Here is a 23,924-nt window from a genome sequence, read left to right as displayed (position 1 = left end):
AAGCCTGCTATCAGTTATACCACCCTGAGTCGAGCGCGCCACACCCGTTGTCTATACTCAACACTCTACAGACAACGGAGTGCGCCATGCCTTTACCCGATTTTAAATCCTCTAAACCGTTCACCCTTGGCATCGAGCTCGAACTGCAGGTGGTTAACCCGCCGGGGTACGATCTCAGCCAGGACTCCTCCGCGCTCATCGCCGCCGTCAAAGACGACATCAAAGGCGGTGAAGTCAAACACGACATCACCGAAAGCATGCTCGAAATCGCCACCGGCGTGTGTCAGACCATCGATCAGGCGGCGGCGCAGTTCTCGGTGATGCAGCAGAGCATCCTGCGCGCGGCGGCGGAGCAGCACATTCAGATCTGCGGCGGCGGGACGCATCCGTTCCAGAAATGGCAGCGCCAGGAGGTGTGCGACGACGAGCGCTATAACGTCACGCTGGAGCGCTTTGGCTATCTGATTTTGCAGGCGACAGTGTTCGGTCAGCACGTTCACGTCGGCTGCCGGACCGGGGATGACGCCATTTACCTCCTGCACGGCCTGTCGCGCTTTGTGCCGCACTTTATTGCCCTGGCGGCCGCCTCGCCGTACATGCAGGGCACCGACACAAAGTTCTCCTCGTCGCGGCTCAATATCTTCTCCGGGTTCCCGGATAACGGACAGATGCCGTGGGTCAACAGCTGGCAGGAGTTTGAAGGGCTGTTCCGCCGTCTGAGCGCCACCAGCATGATCGACAGCATCAAGGATCTGCACTGGGATATTCGCCCCAGCCCGCATTTTGGCACCGTGGAGGTGCGGGTGATGGATACGCCGCTGACGCTCGGCCACGCGATTAACATCGCCGGGCTGATTCAGGCCACGTCACACTGGCTGCTGACCACGCGACCGTATAAGCATCAGGAACGGGATTTTCTGCTCTACCGTTTTAACCGTTTTCAGGCGTGTCGCTATGGGCTGGAGGGGATCCTGACGGATGTGCATACCGGCGAGCAACGAACCGTGGCGGAAGACATCGCCTGGCTGCTGGAGCAGGTGGCGCCGTCGGCTGATAAGCTCGGTGCCACAAGCGCAATCAATGAAATTGCCCTGCTGTTAAAGCAGGGCAAGAGCGAGGCGCAGCGCATGCGCGACTTTATCGCCGACGGCGGCTCGCTGATCTCTCTGGTGCAGAAGCACTGCGAGCTGTGGGCGACGAGTCCGTAAGGCCGTGGCCCCACTCCCGCAGGCGCTGGAACAGCACGAACAGCGCGGGGATGAACAGAATCCCCACCACGGTCGCCACCAGCATGCCGCTGAAGACCGTGGTGCCGATGATGCGGCGGCTCTGGGCGCCTGCGCCGGTCGCCAGCATCATCGGCAGAACGCCGATAATGAACGACACGGCGGTCATCATCACCGCGCGGAAGCGGCGCGAGGCCCCTTCCCGCGCGGCATCGACAATCGCCATTCCGTCCATACGCCGCGCGCGGGCGAACTCGACGATAAGAATCGCGTTCTTGGCCGCTAACGCGATCAGCAATACCAGACCAATCTGCACGTACACGTCGTTGGCGTATTCGGCCATCCACAGCCAGACCAGCGCCCCGCCGATGGCAAACAGCACCGAGAGCATCACGCTTGCCGGGAGCGTCCAGCTCTCGTACTGGGCGACGAGGAACAGCCATGCCATCACCACCGCCGCCAGCACGATCCAGATCGCCTGATTGCCGGTCTGCTGCTCCTGGTACGACATACCGCTCCAGGCGTAGTCGTAGCCGGCCGGCAGGCTTGCCGCCAGGATCTCGCCCATCGCCGCCATCGCGGTGCTGCTGCTCACCCCAGCCGCTGCCGAGCCGCTCACCGACACGGACGGGAACTGGTTGTACTGCTGCAGGAACGGCGCGCCGACGGTCGGCGTGATGGTGACGAGGTTGCTCAGGCGCACCCGCTCGCCGCTGTTGCTGCGCACGAACAGCTCGCTGATCTGCTCTGCACGCTCGCGCCACTGCATCTCGTTCTGCATCACCACGTGGTAGACGCGGTTGTTGATGCTGAAATCCCCGGCGCGTGTGCCGCCAAAGGCGGTTTGCAGGCTGCTGAAGATGCGCGACACCGGCACGTCGAGACGGGCGGCGCGCTCGCGGTCAACGGTCAGCGTCAGCTGCGGCACGTTGCTGCTCCAGGTGGTGAACACGCGGCTCAGCTGCGGATGCTGGTTGGCTTTCGCCAGCACCTCGCGGGTGACGCGCTCCAGCTCCGCCGGGCTCTGCCCCGCCTGAGCCTGGATGCGCAGGTCAAAACCGGAGGCGTTGCCCAGCCCCGGCAGCGTCGGCGGCGCGAAGGTCATGATGGTCGCTTCCGGCAGGGCCAGCAGTTGGCGCTGCAGGGTGCCCATCACATCCTCCAGCGGTGGACGCTCGCTCCAGTCCTTCAGCATGATGGAGATAAACCCGCCGTTTGAGGCGCTGGTGCCGTTGAGGATGTTAAATCCGGAGACCTGAATGACGTCCTCCACCGCCGGATTTTGGGCGATCAGCTCCCGTGCGGTGGTCATCACCGCTTCGGTGCGCTCCAGCGAAGCCGCTTCCGGCAGCTGAACGCTGGCGAAGAAGTAGCCCTGGTCCTCCTGCGGCAGGAAGCTTTTTGGCATCGACATAAAGCTGAACAGCACGACTGCCGCCGCGCCTGCGGTGGCCAGCAGCGCCAGCCACGGTCGCAGATTTAAGACATGCACGAGGCGGGTGTAGAAACCGCGCGTGGCGTCCAGCCCGCGGTTGAAGGCGCGATAAACGGCCGCCGGTTTCTCCGGGCGCGGACGCAGCAGCATCGCGCACAGCGCGGGCGTCAGGGTCAGCGCCACCAGGCTTGACAGCGTCACGGCGGTGGAGAGCGTCACCGCGAACTGGCGGTACAGCTCGCCGACAATCCCCGGCAGCAGCGCCACCGGCACAAACACCGCCAGCAGCACCAGCGTGGTCGCGATGACCGGCCCGGCGATCTGGCGCAGCGCCAGCGCGGTCGCCGCCGTGCCGCTCTGCCCTTCCGCCATCAGCGTTTCAACGCTCTCCACCACCACGATGGCATCATCCACCACCATGGTCAGCGCCAGAATAATGGCAAACAGGCTGAGGGTGTTGGCGGAGTAGCCGAGCGTATAGAGCACCGCGAAGGTGCCCACCAGCGACACCGGAATGGCGAGGGCGACAATCAGCGTCGCGCGCCAGCTCTGCAGGAACAGGGAAACGACCACCACCACCGCCAGCATCGTCAGCGCCAGCGAGACGCCGATCTCTTTAATGGTCGCGGCGACAAAAGAGGTGGTGTCGAATTTCACCTCATAAACCAGGTCGTCCGGGAAGCGCGTTGAGAGGCGTTCCAGCTCCGCGCGTACCGCATCGGCCACGCGCAGGGCGTTGGCGGACGGCGTCGGATAGATACCCAAATAGGCGGAGTCGTGCCCGTTCAGCTGCGCACCGGAGCTGTAGCTGCGCGAGCCGAGCTCGATGGTGGCGACGTCCTTCAGGCGCACCAGCTGGCCCATCTCCCCCGCGCGGATGATGATGTCGGCAAACTCTTCGGCCTGGCTTAAGCGCCCCAGCCCGTTGATGGTCAGGGTCTGCTGCTGGCCGTTAAACACCGGCGGGGTGCCCACCTGACCCGCCGCGCCCTGTACGTTCTGCTCGCGCAACGCCTGCGCCACGTCATCAGTGGTGACGTTCAGGGCGTTCATGCGGTCCGGGCGCAGCCAGATGCGCATGCTGTAGTCGCGCGCGCCGAACATCTGCACCTGCCCCACGCCGGGCAGACGCGACAGCGCCTCGCGCACCTGGGTGCTGGCGAAGTTGCTGACGAACAGCGGCGTGTGGGTGTTATTCGGTGAGTAAAGACTTACCCCCATCATCAGGTTGGTGGCCCGCTTGCGCACCTGCACGCCGTTTTGCTGCGCCTCGGTCGGCAGCTGCGCCACGGCCTGCGCCACGCGGTTTTGCACGTCGATGGCCGCGAGATCCGGATCGGTGCCCGCCGCAAAGGTAATGTTCAGGCTGTAAGTGCCTTCATCCGAACTGGTGGACTCCATGTAGAGCATATGGTCCACGCCGTTCAGCTGCGTCTCCAGCGGCGTGGCGATGGCCTCCGCCACGTCCGCGGAGCTGGCACCGGGCCAGCTGGCAGAGACGTTCACCACCGGCGGCGTGATCTGCGGGTACTGCTCCACCGGGATAATCCTCAGCGCAATGGCCCCCAGCAGGGTGATGACCAGCGCAATCACCATCGCGAAGCGCGGGCGTTTGATGAAAAACGTCAGCATGATGGCTCCTTAATTCAGTATCTGGACAGCAGCGCCGGGCTGCACGCGCTGCGCGCCGTCAGTAATCGCTCGCTCACCGGGCTTCACGCCAGAGGTGATCTGGAACTGCTGGCTAATCTGACCAGCCACGTTCAGCGGGCGCATTTCGGCGTTGCCGTCGGCATTAACGACCCAGGCAAAGTAGCCGTCGCCGTTCTGCTGGACCGCGGCGGCAGGCAGGGTCAGCACCGGCTGTTCGCTTGCCGGGCGCAAAAACACGTTCACATTGCCGCCGGGCAGCAGCTGATGGCGCGGATTGGCAAACTCGGCGCGCAGCATCACGCTGGCGGTACGCGGGTCAACGCGGTTATCCACTGATGTCAGCTCGCCGCTGACGCGCTGGCCGTTGTTGTCGATCAGCGCCTGCCAGGCACGCTTCATGGCGTTGATATCCGCATGCTGTCCGGCTTTGGCGGCAAACGCCCCCTCTTCCAGCGCAAAGGCGATGCGGATCGGGTCAAGCTGCACCACCTCCACCAAAACGCCGCTCGCCGGGTTGACCAGGCTACCCACGTGGAAGCTGCTGTGCCCCACGCGGCCGTCAATCGGCGAGGTGATACGGGTGTAGCTCAGGGTGACGTTGCGGGCTTCGAGCCGGGCCTTCGCCTGCTCAAGAGCGGCGCTGGCGACGTCGCGCTGCATGCGGGCGTTGTCCACGTCGTGACGGCTAATGGCGTTGCTGCTGCCGAGACTTTCAAAGCGGGAAAGCTGCTGCTGTGCCTGGCGCAGCGTGGCTTCGGCGCTTTTCACTTCGGCCTGCGCCAGGCGCAGGGCGGCGCGCGGCTCGGCGTCGTCCAGCTCAAACAGTACGTCGCCTTTTTTCACGTACTGCCCGTCGCGGAAGTGGATTTTGGCGATCGCGCCTTCCGTGCGCGCCCGTAGCTCAACGGTGTGAATGGCTTCGATGCGGCCCGGGATCTGGCGCTCGGCGGCGTGGGCGGTTTGCTCCACGGTGGCGACGCGAACGGGAATGGCAGCGAATGCGGGTTGCAGGGTACAGGCGAGGAGCGCGAACAGGACCGGGAATTTCATGGCAGTACCTCAGGGTTGTTTCCCCTCACCCCGGCCCTCTCCCCAAAGGGGCGAGGGAGAAAACCGGGCGGTCCCCTCTCCCCTGTGGGGAGAGGGTTAGGGTGAGGGGTAAGGTTTTCGTTATGCAGCCTTACGGAACCTGCGGGTCAGTCGCTTCTCGATTTCGACGACGAAGAACATCACGCCTGCAACGGCCAGGGTCACAAACCAGTAGCGCAGCGGCAGGGCTTCGGTACCGAACAGCATCTGCATAAACGGCAGGTAGATAATCGCCGCCTGGAGCAGGAACAGCACGCCCGTCACCAGCCAGATCCCTTTGTTCGCCAGCAGGCCGCGGTTGAGGGAGAACCCTTCGGTGTTGCGGCAGTTAATCATGTATACCCACTGGGCGCAGACCAGCATCTGCAGCAGCACGGTGCGGATGAACTCCGCGCTGTGGCCGCGCGGAGTCAGCCAGGCTTCCAGCGCAAAGGCGGCGATGGCAATCATGGTGCCGACGAAGGCCACGCGCCAGACGGCGTAGGCGTCCATCACGTGCTGCCCGGTCTGACGCGGCGGACGGCGCATGATGTTGCGCTCGGCGGCCTCAAAGGCCAGGCCGAAGGAGAGCGTGGCGGAGGTCGCCATGTTCATCCACAGAATCAGCACCGGCGTCAGCGGAATGATGTTCCCCGCCAGCAGCGCAATCACAATCAGCAGACCCTGCGCCAGGTTAGTCGGCATGATGAACAGGATGGTCTTCTTCAGGTTGTCGTAAACGCGACGCCCCTCTTTCACCGCGCTGGCGATGGTGGCGAAGTTATCGTCCGTCAGGACCATGTCCGCCGCCTCTTTGGTCACTTCCGTGCCCTTAATGCCCATCGCAATACCCACGTCCGCCTGACGCAGCGCCGGGGCATCGTTCACGCCGTCGCCGGTCATGCCGACGATTTCGCCTTTGTCCTGCAGCGCTTTCACCAGGCGCAGCTTATGCTCCGGGCTGGTACGGGCGAAGATGTCATACTTCACCGCCGCGTCCGCTAGGGCGGCATCGTCCATCTTCTCCAGCTCGTAGCCGGTAACCGCCTGCTCGCTGTTGCTGATCCCCAGCATCTGCCCGATGCTCATTGCCGTCTGCGGGTGATCGCCGGTGATCATCTTCACGCGGATCCCCGCCTGCTGGCAGGCGTTAATCGCGTCAATGGCTTCCGGGCGCGGCGGATCCATCATCCCGGCGATGCCGAGGAAGATCAGGCCGTGGCTCAGGTCATCGTGCGTCAGTTCCTGCTCGCCGTTCGCTGGCTTGAACGCCGCGGCGACCATGCGCAGCCCCTGACGCGCATAGCGCTCCATCTCACTTTCCCAGTACGTGCGGTTGAAGGCTTCTGCACCGTGACGGGTCTGCTGCTGCGCGCAGAGGGCGAAAATGACGTCCGGCGCGCCGGTGATCAGGATCTGCTCCTCACCGCCAATCTGGTAGTGGGTGCTCATGTACTTGTACTGCGAGTCGAATGGGATCTTGTTAACCAGCGTGGTCATCACTGGCTCAAGGCTGGCTTTCGCCGCCAGCACCTTCAGCGCGCCCTCGGTTGGGCCGCCGGTGATGCCCCACAGCCCGCGATCGTTCTGAATCAGCTGGCTGTCGTTACACAGGTCGATGGTGCGCAGGTACTGCTCCAGCACGGTGCCCGGCTGGATCTGCACCGGCTCGTCGCTGCCTTCCAGGTAGATGTTACCCACCGGTTCGTAGCTGTTGCCATCCACGCGGTAGCAGGCGTCGGCGGTGATGATGGCTTTGACCGTCATCTCGTTCATGGTCAGGGTACCGGTTTTATCCGAGCAGACCACGGTCATCGCGCCGAGCGTTTCAACCGTCGGCAGCTTGCGGATAATCGCCCGCTTGCGCGCCATCGCCTGCACGCCCAGGGAGAGGATGATGGAGATAATGGCCGGCAGACCTTCCGGTACGGAGGCCACCGCCAGGCTAATCAGGGAGAGCAGCAGCTCGCCCATCGGGATCTCCCGGAACGCCAGGCTGAAGACAAACAGCGCGGCCATCATCGCCAGAATAATCGCGAAGATCGCTTTACCCAGCTTGTCCATCTGCACCAGCAGCGGCGTACGGTGCTTTTCGATACCCGCCATCATCTGGTTGATGTGGCCGAGTTCCGTATCCTGACCGGTCGCGGTGACCACACCGATGCCGCCGCCCGCGCTGACGGTCGTCCCGGAGAAGACCATATTGGTGCGATCGCCCAGCGGTAATTCGCCGCTGAGCGGATTAACGTGTTTATCCACCACGGTGGATTCACCGGTCAGAATCGCCTCTTCCACACGTAAATTATGCGCTTCAATTAAACGCATATCCGCCGGAATACGATCCCCCGCGCGTAATACAATAATATCGCCCGGGACTATTTCAGTTGTGGGGATTGTTTCATGGTTGCCGTTACGAATAACGCGCGCCTCGCTGGCGAGCATATTACGAATACTCTTCAGGGATTTTTCCGCGTTACTTTCCTGAATATGACCAATTAAGGCATTGATTACCGCCACGCCCAAAATAACCAGCGTATCAACCCAGTGGCCCATTACTGCCGTTAATACGGCGGCGGCCAGCAGGACATAAATCAGCACATCATTAAAATGAGCCAGGAAACGCAGCCAGGCGGGTTTGCCTTTTTTCTCCGGCAGCGCGTTCGGCCCTGTTTTTTGCAGACGCGCCTGCGCCTCTGCACGGTCCAGACCGCTGGCCTGGCTCTGCGCATGTGCAAGCATCTGCTCTACGGTCTGCTGGTATGCCAGCCCGCCGGAAGGCGGCACGTTCGGAATCACTTTTTTTTCAGTCATCGTATTTTTCCTTCAATTTCCGGTGAACAGAAGCCTGAATTCCTTTCGGGCTTAAATAAATTCATTTTAAAGTCTTGCGAGTAAAATTGATCTACCGCAATATAATGACTTCTCGGTTATTCAAAACTGATTAAAACTATTTCGATGACCTGATTTTTACAAAATATTTCTAAACCAAAACTAAACGAGGGGGAACCATGTGGGGTATTTATCGCGGGCGCAGACTGGTGTTATACGTTATCGCGGCCATTGTTATTGCCACGTTAATTGGTTATAGCACCTATACATTTGTAAAATTATTTTCCTGATGCGGACGTTTATTTACATAACGCGATATTAATATAAACGCCGGGTCGTATGTTGTTATTTGTGCGCAGTAATAATGTCTTTGTTTTATTCAAAAAGGTCAGCGGGGCTGATATTGCTTTACGTTACAGAATGCCGGACAATGACATTTTTAACTGACGATTAACATTACGATGAGACACCCGCTAGAATCGCTGCTCACCGCAGGCGGCATTTTATTACTGGCCCTGCTTTCGTGCCTGCTGCTCCCGGCGCCTTCGCTTGGGCTGGTGCTGGCGCAGAAGCTGGTTCAGACCTTTCACATGGTCGATCTTAACCAGCTCTATACCATTCTGTTCTGCGTGTGGTTTTTACTGCTCGGGGCGATTGAATTCTTCGTGCTGCGTTTCGTCTGGCGACGCTGGTTTTCACTCGCGTCCTGAGCCCATAAAAAAGCCGGGTGGCGGCTACGCCTTACCCGGCCTACACGCGACAGCTTAATGTGTCTGGCTATGGTTCTCTTTACGGTACGCACCCGGCGGCTGATTGAACGTACGGGTGAAGATACGGGTAAACGTCTGCTGCGAGTCAAACCCGTAACGAAGGCAGATGTCGTACACCCGGGCGTCGGATTCTCGCAGATCGCGCGCCGCCAGCAGCAGCTTACGTTCACGAATGTAACGTCCCAGACTCTCCCCTTTGTACTGCATAAACAGCCGCTGCAGGTGCCATTTCGAGTAACCCGCATGGCGGGCAATCTCTTCTATTCGTAATGGCTGGTGCAGATTGTCGTCGATCCATTCGACGATAGTGTCGATGACTTGAGCGGAAATGGTCATACTGCTGTCCCCCTCTGCTTCTCGCTTAAACATTATTCCCACCACGCACGAAAGGTTTGTGCGCTGTCGCTTACCCGGACGGGCTCGCCCAGTTCCGGCGTCAGCAACCGATAATTTTTATCCTTGCTGGCTTTTGCCAGCTGGATCAGCGGATCGTTCCAGGCGTGTTTCGCCAGCACGAAGCGTCCGTTATGCCCGGGCACCACGGCTTTCGCGTTCAGATCCGCCGAGGCCTGCGCCGTTTCCTCCGGCAGCATGTGGATGTACTTCCAGTCCTGGTCGTACTGGCCGTTTTCCATGATGGCGACGTCCACTTCGCCAAACTGTTCACCGATGGCCTTGAAGTGCGGGCCGTAACCGGAATCTCCGCTGTAGTAAACCTTCTGCTCTGGCGTGACGAACATGAAGCTGCCCCACAGGGTGCGATCGCGTTTGATGCCGCGACCGGAGAAGTGACGCGCTGGCAGAACGTGCACCGTCAATTCATCGCTGATGCGTACCGACTGGTTCCAGTCGCGCTCGTCAATAATCTCGGGCTTCATCCCCCAGTAACGCAGGTGGGATCCCACGCCCAGCGGCGTCACCACCCGCTTCACCTTCGGCAGTAGCGCCTTGATAGTGGCGTAATCCAGATGATCGTAGTGATCGTGCGAGATAATCAGCAGGTCGATCTCCGGCATGCGTTCAGCACACCACGGATACTCCCCGGCAAAGGCCTTATTGAGGAACGAGAACGGCGCGGCATAGTTGCCAAGCACCGGGTCAATCAGGATGCGTTTGCCCGCGAGCTGCAGATACCACGAAGAGTGACCGAGCCACACCAGGGTGTCCTGCTCCAGCGGCAGGCTCGCAAGATCGGTTTTCACCAGCGGCAGCGGCTGGGCCGGGCGGGCGTTTTCAGTTTTTTTAGTCAGAAACTCCCACATCGCGACCAGCATATTTTTGTCACCGTTATAACCCGGCGTCGGCAGCGTATTGTGGAATTTCCCCTCGCGATACTGTGGGGAAGCCTCCACTTCAGTGAGCCGTTCACCCTGCGGCGGCTGGCCGAATCCGGCATTCAGAACAAACGGTAAACTCGCGGCTGAAGCAATAATCATGATTAACACCACGCAGATGAAGAGAGGTTTTTTCATATCCTGACCCGAAAACGCGCCCCATCCGATAGCGTGCGCAGGGTAAACTTGATTATGAGTGAGTAAGCACTCATTATAGATATGATGATAAAGTCGTCAAGACGTTTTCGATCTTTGACATTCCGCGTTGCAGCGTGTCAAAGCACGTGTTTCAATCAGGGTTTTTACAATTGACAGGAGGAAAAATTTAGTGGCACGTCCGAAGAGTGAAGATAAAAAACAGGCCTTACTGGAAGCCGCAACGGCGGCGTTTGCACAGTCAGGTATTGCCGCCTCAACGGCGCTTATTGCCCGTAAGGCGGGCGTCGCCGAAGGCACCCTGTTCCGCTACTTTGCTACGAAAGACGATCTGCTGAATGCCCTCTATCTGCATCTGAAGCAGGATCTCTGCCAGACCATGCTGGCAAACCTCGATCGCACCATCACGCTGCCTAAAGAACATACCCGCAATATCTGGAACAGCTATGTGGACTGGGGTATTCGTAACCCCGTTGCACATGCGGCGATCCGCCAGATTGGCGTCAGTGAAAAGCTGAGCGTCGAAACGGAACAGGCGGTGAAAGAGATGTTTCCGGAGCTGCATGAACTCTGCCGCCGCTCGGTGCGTCAGGTGTTTATGTCTGATGAATTTAAAACATTTGGCGATGCGCTTTTCTTATCGCTGGCCGAAAGTACGATGGAATTTGCCACCCGCGATCCGTCCCGCGCCGTTGAGTTTAAAGCGCTCGGCTTTGAGGTGATGTGGCGCGGGCTTGCCCAGGAAGAGAGCGATGGACAGTAAAACGTTGCAGGAGCATGCAAAACGCGTGGCGCTTGAACTGCCGTTCACCGAACACTGCTGGCCGTTTGGGCCGGAGTTTGACGTGTTTAAAGTGGGTGGAAAAATTTTCATGATTGTGGCCGTCGCGCACGGGCGGCCGCACGTCAGCCTGAAGTCAGACCCGGAGAAATCGCTGTTAAATCAGCAGATTTATCGCGGCGTTGAACCGGGCTATCACCTCAACAAAAAGCACTGGATCTCCCTTTACGGTACGGACGACGTGACGCCGGAACTGGTTACCGATCTCATCAATGATTCCTGGCATCTGGTGGTGGATAAGCTGCCGAAAAAAGACCAGAAGTGGATCCGGCCAGTCTGATTGTTCGTCTGAGACGAACAGATTAAACGCTCGAATTGCCCTTATCTTTTTCCCCGTCCCGCTGTAATCTGCTCATCTTTCGCGCCCGCACGCGGGCGAATTTCATCATCAGGAGTTGTTATGGATATCATTTCTGTTGCGCTGAAACGCCACTCCACCAAGGCGTTCGACGCAAGCAAAAAACTGACCGCTGAAGAAGCGGAAAAAATCAAAACCCTGCTGCAGTACAGCCCGTCCAGCACCAACTCCCAGCCGTGGCACTTCATTGTGGCCAGCACCGAGGAAGGAAAAGCGCGCGTGGCGAAATCCGCGGCAGGCACCTATGTGTTTAACGAACGCAAAATGCTGGATGCCTCTCACGTGGTGGTGTTCTGCGCGAAAACCGCGATGGACGATGCCTGGCTGGAACGCGTTGTCGATCAGGAAGAAGCCGACGGTCGCTTCAACACCCCGGAAGCCAAAGCCGCGAACCATAAGGGCCGCACCTATTTCGCCGACATGCACCGCGTGGATCTGAAAGATGACGACCAGTGGATGGCGAAGCAGGTTTACCTGAACGTCGGCAACTTCCTGCTGGGCGTGGGCGCTATGGGTCTGGACGCGGTACCGATCGAAGGTTTCGACGCCGCGATCCTCGACGAAGAGTTTGGCCTGAAAGAGAAAGGCTTCACCAGCCTGGTAGTGGTGCCGGTTGGGCATCACAGCGTGGAAGATTTCAACGCCACGCTGCCGAAATCTCGCCTGCCGCTGAGCACGATTGTGACCGAGTGCTAATCCCTCCTGGCACGCTGGGTTCCGGCGTGCCTGTTTCAATAAAGCGTAATCTGCGGGTGTTTAATCCCACACACCAGCGCATAACGCGTTAACGTATCAAGGCTTGCCCGGGTAATATTCGCTTCCATTCTGGATACCGTGGGTGCGCTGACGCCCATCCGCTCAGCCACCTGCGCGCGCGTCAGGCCAGCATGGTCTCGCCATTGCGCCAGCATCTCTCGCAGGCGTTCCTTGCGCTCTTCTGCATCAAAAGAAGCCTGCACTTCTGAATTGCTTAACAGTTCCGCTCTGAGCTCATCCCAGTCAATAATCTTTTTGCTCATCCAACATCTCCTGTTGTCGTTTCAATGCCAGACGGAGTTCAGCAGAGGGTGTTTTTTGCGTTTTCTTGATAAATACCCGCAGCAGAAAAATTGTCTTTTCCCGCTGATAAACGTAGATCCCACGAGTGTGGATCAGCCCGACGGTTCTGATTTCAAACAAACCATAGGGTAAGGGTTTGCTGTCAGGTTCTCTCAGTACTGTCGGATTGGTGCGTAATTTATCAAGCTGTCGAATCAGCTTCGCCTGCACCCCAGCAGGCAGTGAGAGAATCTCTTCCCTTACCGCCTCATGAACGATAAGTCTGGACACGATATTTCATCCCTGAGAATATTAGCATATAAGGCAATTTGCATTAAAGGCTAATTTAGCTTTTCGTGTCCCACCTTATCCGTTTTTAACAGACAGAACCGGATCCGCTTTGATTACATGAAAGCCCCTCGCAAAAAACTTACTTTCCCTGCGCCGCCAGCCACTCCATTGCCCGCTCTCCCGCCTCATCCACCGGCAGATACACCAGCAGCCGCGATCCGTTTCGCGGCGCGGAATACCAGTACATCTGCTGTAGCGTAAAATCCCCCAGCTCGGGATGGGTAAACAGCTTGAGCTGGTTCTCCACGCCGCGCACGTCGTTGCGCTGGTGCCACAGGGTTTTGAACTCTTCGGACACCGCGAAGAAGCGAGCCAGTTTGGCCTCCCACAGCGGGTCACCCCGGTGTTCGGCCATCGCCGCCCGGAAATAGGAGACAAAGATGGGCAGCACGTCGTCGCGTCTGCCGAGGCGCGCGCGCCACGCCGGATGCGTGAGGAACAGATAAATACAGTTGCGATCTTCGGGAGGGATGTCATTGAAATCGACGCCCATCAGATGCCCGAAGCTGTCGTTCCACGCCACGATATCGAAGTTCGGTTTTTGAATGCTCGCGGGTTTCGGCATCAGCGTATCCAGCAGGCGTCGGGTGCCTTCGCTGATGCCTTCATAGCAGACCGCCTGTGGTGCTTCACCCGGCGGCAAACCCGCTAACACAAACAGGTGCCGGGCCTCGGTCGGGGTGCATTGTAGCGCTTTTGCCACGGCCGCCATCACCGCGCTGGACGGATTGACGTCCCTGCCCTGCTCAAGCCAGGTGTACCAGGTCACGCCCACGTCAGCGAGCATCGCCACCTCTTCCCGGCGCAGACCCGGCGTGCGGCGACGACCGCTGCGCGGCAAGCCGAGACGCTGCGGATCGAGGCTTTCACGCCGGGCGCGTAAAAATGCCCCGAGCTGTTTTCTGGTGTCATCCTGAAGTGAGACGACAGGTTCAGACATCAGCGCCATAAATCCCCCTGCATGGTAGTGCCAGTACCAGTATAAGCAAGAACTGGTACCCGTTTATCTGATGGTAGATGCTACGACCATCTGTTGAATGACGCAATGGAGTTACCATGAATACGTCAGTTGTTTCACCGGGTCGCGCTGGCCTGATATTGCTGTTAACCGGCCAGATGCTGCCGATGATTGATACCTCAATCACCAACGTGGCGCTGGACGCCATTACCCATTCACTGCACGCTACCGCCACCGAACTGGAGCTCATCGTCGCGCTCTACGGCGTGGCCTTTGCCGTCTGCCTCGCGCTCGGCAGCAAGCTGGGGGATAATTTTGGCCGTCGCCGTCTGTTCATGTGGGGTGTGGCGAGCTTTGGCCTGGCCTCGCTGCTGTGCGGAATAGCGGGGAACATTGAACAGTTGCTCGCCGCGCGCATCGTTCAGGGCGCGGGTGCCGCACTGATCATGCCGCAAATTCTTGCCACGCTGCACGTGACGCTCAAAGGTACGGCGCATGCAAAAGCCATCAGCCTGTTCGGCGGCATCGGCGGGATTGCGTTTATCGTCGGGCAGATGGGCGGCGGCTGGCTGGTATCGGCGGATATCGCCGGGCTGGGCTGGCGTAACGCCTTCTTTATCAACGTGCCGATTTGTCTGGTGGTGCTGGCGCTGAGCCGCCGCTTCGTACCGGAAACCCGTCGCGAGACGCCGTCACGCATCGACTGGCCGGGTACCGTGTTGCTGGCCATCATGCTTTGCTGCCTGCTGTTCCCGATGGCGCTCGGCCCGCAGTGGCACTGGTCCTGGCCGCTGAAGGCGATGCTGCTCGCCCTTGTCCCGCTGGCCTGGCTGATGGCGCTGAATGCGCGCAAAAAAGAGCGTGAGAATGCCCACCCGCTGATCCCGCCGCGCCTGCTTGCACTTCGCAGCGTGCGCTTTGGCATTCTGATTGCGATGCTCTTTTTCAGCGTCTGGTCCGGGTTTATGTTCTGTATGGCGCTGACCATGCAAACCGGTCTGGGGATGGCACCGTGGCAGTCCGGGAACAGTTTTATCGCCCTGGGCGTGACCTACTTTGTTTCGGCGTGGTTCGCGCCGCGGCTGATTGCCCGCTACAGCACCAGCACCATCCTGCTGACGGGTCTGGCGATCCAGATTACCGGCCTGCTGGCGCTGATCGCCACGTTCCGCGTTTGGGGCATGGAGAATACCACCCTGACGCTGGCACCCGCGACCGGACTGGTGGGCTACGGGCAGGCGCTGATCGTGAACAGTTTTTACCGCATCGGGATGCGCGACATTCAGCCAGACGACGCGGGGGCCGCGAGCGCTATTTTAAGCACCCTGCAGCAGGCCGCGCTGGGTCTTGGCCCGGCTATTTTTGGCGCCATTTTGCTGCATGCGCTTCAAAACCATCACGGGGATTACACCCAGGCGGTTAACGTCTTCCTCATGGTGGAAACAGCCATGATGGTGGTGCTGGCTCTGGCGACGCTGCGCATCCGCCATCGCCTGTGCCTGCCGGTGGTAAAGGTCTGCCAGGCCGCCAAATAAGTTCGTGAATTTGCATAATAGATCCGCAGCCGCCATTATGGGGCTGCAAAAATACAGGAGACGTTATGCAGGAATTGATTGCTCAGGTTGAAGAGTTAGGCATTGAAATTAATCACACCACCTCTTTAGTGATTATCTTTGGTATTATTTTTCTTACCGCCATCATCGTTCATTTTATTCTGCACGAAGGGGTACTTCGCGCATTCGAAAAACGCGCGCAGGCCAGCAGCCATTTATGGCTGCAGATCATCACCCAGAATAAATTATTTCACCGTCTGGCCTTTACCCTGCAGGGGATAATTGTCAACGTCCAGGCGGTACTGTGGCTGCAAAAGGGTAGCGAAGCGGCGGAAATACTCACCACCTGCGCGAAGCTGTGGGTGATGGTGTATGCCCTGCTCTCCTTCTTCTCGCTGCTGGACGTGATTTTCAATCTGTCGCAGAAAATGGCTACCGCGTCACAGCTGCCGCTGAAAGGGATCTTCCAGGGCATCAAGCTGGTGAGCGCCATCCTGGTGGGGATACTGATTATCTCCCTGCTGATTGGCCAGTCCCCGGCGATTCTGATCAGCGGTCTGGGTGCCATGGCCGCCGTGCTGATGCTGGTGTTTAAAGACCCGATACTCGGACTTGTGGCGGGTATTCAGCTTTCTGCCAACGACATGCTCAAGCTCGGCGACTGGCTGGAGATGCCGAAATACGGTGCCAACGGTACGGTGACGGACATCGGCCTGACCACCGTGAAAGTGCGCAATTTCGATAATACGATTACGACCATTCCGACGTGGGCGCTGGTCTCCGACGCCTTTATCAACTGGAGCGGTATGTCGGCCTCCGGCGGGCGACGCATTAAGCGCAGCCTGAACATTGATACCACCAGCATTCATTTCCTCGACGAGCAGGAACAGCAGAAGCTCATTCAGGCGAAACTGCTGAAGCCTTATCTGGCCGCACGTCATGAGGAAATTAACCTGTGGAATCAGCAGAACGGTGAAGGGGAATCGGTATTAAACCTGCGCAAGATGACCAATATCGGCACCTTCCGCGCCTACCTGAACGAATATCTGCGCAACCACCCGCGTATTCGTAAAGATATGACGCTGATGGTGCGCCAGCTAGCGCCTGATGCGAATGGCTTGCCGATTGAAATATATGCCTTCACCAATACCGTGGTCTGGGCAGAATATGAGGAGATTCAGGCCGACATCTTCGACCATATTTTCGCGGTGGTGGATGAATTTGGTCTGCGTATTCACCAGTCGCCGACGGGGAATGATATTCGCTCGTTGACCCCTCAGCATCGGTGAGGTGGGTTGCCGGGTGGCGGCTTCGCCTTACCCGGCCTACTTTGATTTTGTAGGCCCGGTAAGCGAAGCGCCACCGGGCATGAAGGCAAGTGTGGTCTGGTTTGGTGCGGTCTGGTGCCCTCTCCCACAGGGAGAGGGAGAAAACCGCGCTACTTTTTGCGCGAGAGCTTAAAAGCAATAAACAGGAACACCACCCACACCGGCAGCAGCATCGCCGAGAGGCGCATCTCATGCATGGTACACATCAGTACCAGAATCAGCCCCAGGAAAGCGATACATAGGTAGTTACCCGCCGGGTAAAGCAGCGCTTTGAACTGCGTTTCGCGCCCCTTGCGGCGCATCGCGGCGCGGAATCGCAGGTGCGCCAGGCAGATCATGATCCAGTTCAGCAGCAGCGTAGCGACTACCAGCGCCATCAGCAGGCCAAAGGCCTCTTTCGGCAGCAGGTAGTTGATCAGCACCACCAGTGACGTGATGGCACCTGACAGTAACAAGGAATTCACCGGCACGCCGCGACGGCTGACGCGGGTGAGGAACTTCGGCGCGTTGCCCTGTACGGAGAGGCCAAACAGCATGCGGCTGTTGGAGTAGACGCCGCTGTTATAGACCGACAGCGATGCAACCAGAATGACGAAGTTCAGCGCGGAGGCGACCACGTTGCTGTTCAGATCGTGGAAAATCATCACGAACGGGCTGCTGTCGGATTTCACTTCCACCCACGGATAGAGCGCCAGCAAGACCACCAGCGAGCCGATGTAGAACAGCAGGATACGGTACACCACCTGGTTAACCGCTTTTGGAATGCTTTTATGCGGGTCGCGCGCTTCGGCGGCGGTAATGCCAATCAGCTCGAGACCGCCGAAGGAGAACATGATCACCGCCAGGGAGAGGATCAGCCCTTTCCAGCCGGTGGCGAGGAAGCCGCCGTGCTGCCACAGGTTGTCGATCGTGGCGCGCTCGCCGCCGTGGCCTGAGAACAGCAGCCACAGGCCAAAGCCGATCATGCCGATAATCGCCAGCACCTTGATCAGCGCAAACCAGAACTCGGTTTCACCATACAGGCGGACGTTGACGAGGTTAACGGCGTTAATAATGATGAAGAAGGCCGCCGCCCAGATCCACGTCGGGACATCCGGCAGCCAGTACTGCATATAGATGCCTGCGGCGGTCAGCTCCGCCATCCCCACCAGCACGAACATCACCCAGTAGTTCCAGCCGGACAGGAAGCCGGCAAACGGGCCCCAGTATTTATAAGCAAAATGCGCGAAGGAGCCTGAAACTGGCTCTTCGACAACCATCTCGCCAAGCTGGCGCATGATCAGGAAGGCAATAATCCCGGCGATACCGTAACCCAGCAGCACCGCCGGGCCCGCCATCTGAATAGCGGGGCCGATGCCGAGAAAGAGCCCGGTACCGATTGCGCCGCCAAGGGCAATTAACTGAATATGTCGATTTTGCAAACCACGTTGCAGCGTCGGATTCTGATCCGACGAGGCTTCGGCGCTACCATGGCCTGAAGCGGATGACGCGTCTTTCACGTCCTACCCCTGTCTCTTTTTTAGAAGGGGCACGTTTTAACACTTCATGCTGGAGGTAGCAAGGGATTGGGGCATCCCTGCCCCGGATAACGAGATGGAACGCTTAGAATTCGTAGCCAACCGCGATCTTAAAGGTACGCGGTTCGCCCTGCGTGATGTAGGTACCGGAATCATCCACGCTGGCCCAGTAGTTTTCATTGGTCACGTTGTCGATGCCCGCACGCACCGTCATCTGGTTTGCATTGTGGTTCACCGCGAAGCGATAGCGCATCCCCAGATCCAGCGTGGTGTAGCTGTCCAGCTTTTTGGTGTTTGCCAGGTCAGCGTACTGCGCACCGGAGTGGTTGACGCGGGCGGTCGCCGTCAGGCCATCAATCGGCTTGATGTCATACTCTGCACCCAATACGGCGTAAAAGTTCGGAATACCGATCGCATCGTTACCCTGATTGACACCATTTTTGGTTTTGGTCAGCTCGGCCTGCAGCCAGGTGGCGCTGGCGTTGAGGCGCATCCCGAGCATGGGTTCGCCGAAAATGTTCAGCTCCACGCCACGGTTACGCTGTTCAGCATCCAGGCCGTAGTGATTGTTGCTGTCGAGGATCGCCGACGGCATCTTGATTTCAAACAGCGCAAGCGATCCGCCTACGCGGCCAAAGTCCGCCTTTACGCCCACTTCGTTCTGCTTAGAGTGAACGATACCGGTGCTCTGGCCGTAGTTGGTGGCGGTATTAGGCGCGGTTTTGCCCGGCTGCAGCGCTTCGGTATGGTTAGCATAGAGCGAGATTTCCTCCCACGGCTTGTAGACCACGCCGTAGGTTGGCATCCAGCGGCTGCCGTCGAAGCCGTCTGCCGCGTTTTCCGCACCGGTAATTTTGTTATACCCGCGAATGACCACTTTCTGGTGGCGTGCGCCAGCGGTGAACAGCAGTTTGTCGTCCAGCACGCCCAGGGTATCGCTCAACAGCCAGCCCTGGGTACGGGTGCGTCCGCTGGTCAGCGGGTCGCTGTACTTTCCGCCAGATCCGTTGAAGTTGCTGCTGTCCGGCATATCCACGCCGGTGTTGTGGTAGATGTTGGTCGTCGGGTTATCCTTCGTCGCCGACATTTCCCACGCGATTTTTTCGTTTTTGGTCATCGCCGAATAGCCAACGTTGACCTTGTGCGAGATAAAACCGGTATCAAAGTTACCGCGAATGCCCGCCATGCCGCTGACGGAATCGCTGATGCGGTTGGTATCAAGGCGGCTGACCGTTGCCTTACCGCTTTTATCCACCAGCTTCGGCGCGCTGTAGATCCCTTCCTCGTGCGCGTGCTGCGCGCCAAGCCCGGTATAGGCGGTCCAGCCGTCAGTGATGTCGTACTCGCTGCGCCACATCCCGAACTCGTTTTCGATGTTGCTGTAGGCCCACTTCTGCGAGAAGTTGCGATCGTTTTTCGGCGGCTCGGGCACGAAATCTACCGCCGAAATGTTGACGCTGGTTGGACTGCCGTGGAAGGTTTTTTTCTGATAGCCCAGATCCAGCGAGGTGCGGAAGCGGTCACCGTTGTAATCCAGGCCGGTAGAGAGCAGCGTGGTGCGGCGGCGATCGTTCGGTATGCCGGTTTCCCCTTCGCGGTGCACCAGGTTCACCCGCGCGCCAAACTGGTCGTTGTCGCCGTAGCGACGGCCCGCATCCAGCGTGGTGCCAATTTGAGAATCGGAAGTGTAGTCGACGCCCACTTTCGCCTGCGGGAGTTCGCCCGCGTGTTTTGGCTCAAGGTTGATCATCCCGCCCACGCCGGAGCTCGCCGCGCCGTTCATCAGGGCGTTTGCCCCTTTGAAGATCTCAATGCGCTCAACCATCTGCGTATCCACCACCTGCCGCGGCAGCACGCCGGACAGACCGCCAAAGGTCATGTCGTCACCGTCGAACTTCAGGCCACGAATACGGTAGGTTTCCGCGCTGTTGCCGAAACCCTGAACGAACTGCACGCCCGCGTCGTTGGCGACCACGTCAGCAATGGTTTTCGCCTGCTGATCTTCCACCAGCTTTGAGGTGTAGCTGATGATGTTGAACGGTACGTCCATGGCGTTCTGCTGGCCCAGCATCCCCATCCGTCCGCCGTTTGCCACCTGTCCGTCGAGGAAGGCCGGTACCAGCCGATCGCCACCGGGTTTGAACTCGCTGGCAGGCTTAGCCTGCACGACGAGGGTATCTTCTTTTTGATCGCCCGCCGCGAAGGCGGAATGTGTTACCGCGCCAACGGCGAGCGCCAGCAGCGTTTTGTGTATGTTGGTGTTGTTCATCGTTAACTCATTTGAAAGTGCGCGCAAAAATGACCCGTTGTCGGGCCTTAGAATGTATTGATAGCAATGCAAATGAGAACTATACGCATTATCCATGCGTTAGCAAGCGTAACTGCGAACAACAAGAAGAGATGGGGAGACAGGGGAGGAACAGCCACCCCGAACACGGGGTGGCTGCAGTGACGTTATTTTTTCTTGTAGATATTGGCCGTACCGTGAATTTTATTGTTGGTGTTCCCTGAGGTGAGCACCAGAACATCCGCGCCTTGCTTATCGGCTTTCTCAATCAGTTCTTTTTTTGCATCATCGACCGATACTTCATTTGAAGTGCTTACCGTACCGATTTTTTGATACTGAGACTCGACTTTCTTGAACTCATTTTTAGTCAGCAGTTGGGCAGCAAAAGCATTGGTCGTAAACAGTAACGCCGTTCCCAACAAAATAGCAGTCGTCTTTTTCATAACCTTTTTCCTTGAGATTAATCAGCAACTACGAAAAACCTCACGCATTATGGTGAGGTTTTATGAGCATGGTAGAGAATCTCAGGAAATGCCATTTTTTCGGGAAAATTCTTTTATAACAACCCATTGCATGAAATTATTAACGAATATTAAGAATAGACGAATACACGCGCGGCGCCAGCAATATCAATGCGTACCGCCGTGCCCGGGTTCCATCCTGGCTGGCTGACGGTCTTCAGGGTCACGGGCTCGTGCTGCCCGGCGAGCCCAAGGGTGAGCGTCGACAGGTGGCCGGTAAAATCCACATCAAGAATGGAGATTGGGCTTTCATGTGAGGCACATGCCGTCACGCTCAGCTGCTCCGGGCGCAGCATCACTCTGCCCTGCCCTGTCGCATGTGCGTTGTCCGTGGGCACCTCACCCAGGGCGCAGAGGGCGTAGCCCGCGGTGAGCTGCGCAGGCAGGATTAGCGCATCACCAAGAAACAGTGCCGTCTCTTCGTCAACGGGACGGGTATAAACCTCATAAGGCGTCCCGATCTGCGTGAAACGTCCGGAACGCATGACGGCTACCTGCGTGGCAAAAGACAACGCTTCGTTCTGGTCGTGGGTGACCAGAATCGAGGCCACGCCCGCTTCGGCCAGCAGATCGGCCGTTGCCTTACGCGTCATCGCGCGCAGGCCGGTATCCAGCGCCGAGAACGGCTCATCCAGCAGCATCAATGAAGGACGCTGGGCCAGCGCACGAGCAAGCGCCACGCGCTGCTGCTGTCCGCCGGAAATCTCGTGGGGCCAGTGCGTGGCGAGTTGCCTGTCCAGCGAGACCATCTCCATCAGCGCCTCAACGCGCTGGCGCTTCTCGTGGCGGGTCCCGTCCAGCCCCCAGGCAATGTTGTCTGCCACGTTGAGGTGCGGGAACAACGCGCCCTCCTGCGGCACAAAACCGATCCCGCGCTGGTGGGCTGGGACAAAACGGTTTTCATCAAACAGCGTTCTCCCCTGCATGACAATACGTCCGGTGTCGGGCGTCTCAAACCCGGCAAGAATACGCAGCAGCGTGGTTTTACCCGACCCCGACGGCCCGACAATGGCCGTTCTGCTCCCCGGCGCAACGCTCAGGTTTAAGCTGTCGAGCACCTGCACATCAGCAAACGATTTAGAAATGGCGGTTAATTCAAGCATGTCATAGCCCTGCAATTTTCTTCGACTGCATATAGAGAATGGCGGTCAGCGGGAGGGAAATCAGGATCATCAGCATCGCGTAAGGTGCCGCTGCCACATAATCAATCTCGCTGGTCAGCGCCCAGAATCCGGTGGAGAGCGTGCGCGTGCCCAGGGGAGAGAGTAACAGCGTGGCGGTCAACTCGTTGCTGACGCCGAGGAAAACCAGCGCGGCTCCCGCCGCCGCACCCGGCGCGGCCAGCCGCATCGTGACGCTCCAGAGCGCCTTCGCGGGCGTGCTGCCAAGGCTGCGGGCCACGTTTTCCAGCTCAACCGGTGCCTGCGCAATTCCCGCCCGCAGATTGATGAGCGCACGGGGCATAAACATCAGCAGATAGGCAAGGAACAGGGTTATTTCCGTCTGGTAAATGGGACGGGCGTAGTGAATGGTGACGGTGACCAGGGCCAGCGCCGTGACAATGCCAGGCAGCGAACTGGTGATATAGATGCACCCTTCCAGCATCCGGAAGATACGATGCGGATAGCGGATACCGAGCCACGCAATGGGGATCACGCACGTCGTCGTCAGCAGCGCGCCGCCCACGCCGAGCATCAGCGTCTGGCGCAGCGAGTGCCAGAGATCGGCGCTCATCCAGTTTTCCACACCGCCGAGCCAAATCCAGCGACACAGGACAACTAACGGCACGCCCAGCGCCAGCACGATCAGCACGATGAAAAACAGCTGCCCCAGCGCGGCAGCCGCAGGCTTCAGCGGCCAGCGTTTCTGTTCGCGCGCAGCACCGGCGCCAATGCGCGCGTAGCGTGCCTTTCCACGCGTCACGCCTTCCAGCACTAAGATAGCCAGGCAGCATAACGCCAGCACGCCCGCCAGCATGTTTGCCGCCGGGCCGCTGAAGGTAGACTGAAACTGGTCATAAATTGCCGTGGTGAAGGTATCAAAGCGGATCATCACGTACAGGCCATATTCCGCCAGCAGGTGCAGCGCCACCAGCAGCGCGCCGCCGCAGATAGCCAGCTTGAGCTGGGGCAGCACCACGCGGAAAAAGACTCGCCACGGCGGGGTGCCGAGCGACGCGGCCACATCTTCGAGCGTCGGGTCAAGGCGGCGCAGCACCGCCGCAACCGGCATGTAGATAAAGGGATAGTAGGCCAGAACGGAAAGAAACACGCCCGCGGAGAGCCCGTGCATGGACGGAACAACGCTCACCCAGGCATAGCTTTGCACAAACGCGGGGATCGCCAGCGGGGCGACCGCCAGTGCAGACCAAATTCCCCGTCCGGCAAGCTGCGTGCGCTCGGTGAGCCAGGCTATCGCCACACCCGTCACGATACACAGCGGAACCGCTAAAGCCGTCAGCCACAGCGTGTTGCTGAGCAGCTCAGCCACACGCGGGCGAAACACCAGCGCCTTTATCGTTTCCCAGCCCGTCTCAATGCCAATGGCAATGATAAAACCCAAAGGCAGAAGCGCCAGTAATGAAAACAAGACAGCTAACGCAACCATCGGCAGTGCAGGACGCCTGCAAGCAGGCTCGTGCACTCTGTTTTTTCCGATGTCGAGACTCAGACCAGACATAAGACGTTCACTTCACTCTCAG

20 protein-coding genes are annotated in these 23,924 nt (G+C 58.7%); 7 read left to right on the top strand and 13 right to left on the bottom strand.

Annotation, left to right across the window (positions count from 1 at the left end; translation table 11 throughout):
- The first annotated feature begins 86 nt into the window (after window positions 1-86).
- The gene (locus ACMGGU_RS03660) at window positions 87-1,208 is read left to right on the top strand and encodes a YbdK family carboxylate-amine ligase (protein WP_414455560.1); all 1,122 of its coding nucleotides are present in this window, start codon (window positions 87-89) and stop codon (window positions 1,206-1,208) included.
- Here ACMGGU_RS03660 and ACMGGU_RS03655 read toward each other — a convergent pair.
- The 3 genes from ACMGGU_RS03655 to ACMGGU_RS03645 form a co-directional block, all read right to left on the bottom strand.
- Window positions 1,138-4,293 carry an efflux RND transporter permease subunit gene (locus tag ACMGGU_RS03655; protein WP_420300255.1) on the bottom strand — a complete coding sequence of 1,052 codons (3,156 nt, stop codon included), beginning with the start codon at window positions 4,291-4,293 and terminating at the stop codon, window positions 1,138-1,140. The two genes, ACMGGU_RS03660 and ACMGGU_RS03655, sit on opposite strands and share 71 nt — an antisense overlap.
- 9 nt (window positions 4,294-4,302) lie before the next feature.
- Window positions 4,303-5,364 carry an efflux RND transporter periplasmic adaptor subunit gene (locus tag ACMGGU_RS03650; RefSeq protein WP_420300254.1) on the bottom strand — a complete coding sequence of 354 codons (1,062 nt, stop codon included), beginning with the start codon at window positions 5,362-5,364 and terminating at the stop codon, window positions 4,303-4,305.
- A 120-nt stretch (window positions 5,365-5,484) separates the two neighbouring features.
- Complete coding sequence (locus ACMGGU_RS03645) at window positions 5,485-8,193, bottom strand: cation-transporting P-type ATPase (RefSeq protein WP_420300253.1); 2,709 nt, start codon at window positions 8,191-8,193, stop codon at window positions 5,485-5,487.
- A 479-nt stretch (window positions 8,194-8,672) separates the two neighbouring features.
- Here ACMGGU_RS03645 and ACMGGU_RS03640 point away from each other — a divergent pair, with 479 nt between their 5' ends.
- A complete protein-coding gene (locus ACMGGU_RS03640; protein ID WP_325841725.1) occupies window positions 8,673-8,921 on the top strand; it encodes a DUF1158 domain-containing protein in 249 nt (82 codons plus the stop codon).
- A gap of 54 nt (window positions 8,922-8,975) precedes the next feature.
- On the opposite strand, the gene ACMGGU_RS03635 is transcribed toward ACMGGU_RS03640, so the two are convergent.
- Entirely contained in the window at window positions 8,976-9,317 is a 342-nt protein-coding gene (locus tag ACMGGU_RS03635; protein ID WP_010428317.1) for a RamA family antibiotic efflux transcriptional regulator, read from the bottom strand.
- A 32-nt stretch (window positions 9,318-9,349) separates the two neighbouring features.
- Entirely contained in the window at window positions 9,350-10,453 is a 1,104-nt protein-coding gene (locus ACMGGU_RS03630; RefSeq protein ID WP_420300252.1) for an MBL fold metallo-hydrolase, read from the bottom strand.
- Between the two features lie 190 nt (window positions 10,454-10,643).
- Between ACMGGU_RS03630 and ACMGGU_RS03625 the strand changes: the two genes are divergently transcribed.
- From ACMGGU_RS03625 to nfsB, 3 genes are all read left to right on the top strand, one after another.
- Window positions 10,644-11,234, top strand: coding sequence for a TetR/AcrR family transcriptional regulator (locus tag ACMGGU_RS03625; protein WP_045909668.1), 591 nt, complete (start codon window positions 10,644-10,646; stop codon window positions 11,232-11,234).
- On the top strand, window positions 11,224-11,592 hold the full coding sequence (locus ACMGGU_RS03620) for an MmcQ/YjbR family DNA-binding protein (RefSeq protein WP_023293103.1): 369 nt from the start codon (window positions 11,224-11,226) through the stop codon (window positions 11,590-11,592). Before ACMGGU_RS03625 ends, ACMGGU_RS03620 begins: the two co-directional genes overlap by 11 nt.
- Window positions 11,593-11,712: 120 nt before the next feature.
- A complete protein-coding gene (gene nfsB, locus ACMGGU_RS03615) occupies window positions 11,713-12,366 on the top strand; it encodes an oxygen-insensitive NAD(P)H nitroreductase (RefSeq protein ID WP_024906901.1) in 654 nt (217 codons plus the stop codon).
- 35 nt (window positions 12,367-12,401) lie between these two features.
- Here the strand turns inward: nfsB and ACMGGU_RS03610 are convergent, their stop codons facing one another.
- From ACMGGU_RS03610 to ACMGGU_RS03600, 3 genes are all read right to left on the bottom strand, one after another.
- The gene (locus ACMGGU_RS03610) at window positions 12,402-12,689 is read right to left on the bottom strand and encodes a helix-turn-helix domain-containing protein (protein WP_045909670.1); all 288 of its coding nucleotides are present in this window, start codon (window positions 12,687-12,689) and stop codon (window positions 12,402-12,404) included.
- Entirely contained in the window at window positions 12,670-12,999 is a 330-nt protein-coding gene (locus ACMGGU_RS03605; RefSeq protein ID WP_420300251.1) for a type II toxin-antitoxin system RelE/ParE family toxin, read from the bottom strand. Before ACMGGU_RS03605 ends, ACMGGU_RS03610 begins: the two co-directional genes overlap by 20 nt.
- Before the next feature lie 139 nt (window positions 13,000-13,138).
- A complete protein-coding gene (locus ACMGGU_RS03600; RefSeq protein ID WP_277718467.1) occupies window positions 13,139-14,008 on the bottom strand; it encodes a helix-turn-helix transcriptional regulator in 870 nt (289 codons plus the stop codon).
- Window positions 14,009-14,115: 107 nt separating this feature from the next.
- Between ACMGGU_RS03600 and ACMGGU_RS03595 the strand changes: the two genes are divergently transcribed.
- Complete coding sequence (locus ACMGGU_RS03595) at window positions 14,116-15,552, top strand: MFS transporter (RefSeq protein WP_126534558.1); 1,437 nt, start codon at window positions 14,116-14,118, stop codon at window positions 15,550-15,552.
- A 65-nt stretch (window positions 15,553-15,617) separates the two neighbouring features.
- Entirely contained in the window at window positions 15,618-16,859 is a 1,242-nt protein-coding gene (locus ACMGGU_RS03590) for a mechanosensitive ion channel family protein (RefSeq protein ID WP_420300250.1), read from the top strand.
- Between the two features lie 149 nt (window positions 16,860-17,008).
- Here ACMGGU_RS03590 and pheP read toward each other — a convergent pair whose 3' ends face one another.
- From pheP to ACMGGU_RS03565, 5 genes are all read right to left on the bottom strand, one after another.
- A complete protein-coding gene (gene pheP, locus ACMGGU_RS03585; RefSeq protein ID WP_277718462.1) occupies window positions 17,009-18,397 on the bottom strand; it encodes a phenylalanine transporter in 1,389 nt (462 codons plus the stop codon).
- Window positions 18,398-18,500: 103 nt separating this feature from the next.
- Window positions 18,501-20,684: a TonB-dependent receptor gene (locus tag ACMGGU_RS03580; protein WP_395299856.1), complete on the bottom strand. Its 2,184-nt coding sequence runs from the start codon at window positions 20,682-20,684 to the stop codon at window positions 18,501-18,503.
- A gap of 185 nt (window positions 20,685-20,869) precedes the next feature.
- On the bottom strand, window positions 20,870-21,145 hold the full coding sequence (yahO, locus tag ACMGGU_RS03575) for a DUF1471 family periplasmic protein YahO (RefSeq protein WP_021241596.1): 276 nt from the start codon (window positions 21,143-21,145) through the stop codon (window positions 20,870-20,872).
- Between the two features lie 149 nt (window positions 21,146-21,294).
- Window positions 21,295-22,326 (bottom strand): ABC transporter ATP-binding protein, encoded by a 1,032-nt coding sequence (locus ACMGGU_RS03570; RefSeq protein ID WP_262802197.1) that lies wholly within the window; start codon window positions 22,324-22,326, stop codon window positions 21,295-21,297.
- Window position 22,327: 1 nt separating this feature from the next.
- Window positions 22,328-23,902, bottom strand: a complete 1,575-nt coding sequence (locus ACMGGU_RS03565) for an ABC transporter permease (RefSeq protein ID WP_164712099.1) — start codon at window positions 23,900-23,902, stop codon at window positions 22,328-22,330.
- Between the last annotated feature and the right edge of the window lie 22 nt (window positions 23,903-23,924).

Source organism: Enterobacter sp. BNK-8, assembly GCF_048685095.1.
GTDB classification, from domain to species: Bacteria; Pseudomonadota; Gammaproteobacteria; order Enterobacterales; family Enterobacteriaceae; genus Enterobacter; species Enterobacter quasiroggenkampii.
The sequence above is the reverse complement of the archived record's forward strand: the minus strand, read 5'-3'. Positions and strand labels throughout refer to the sequence as shown.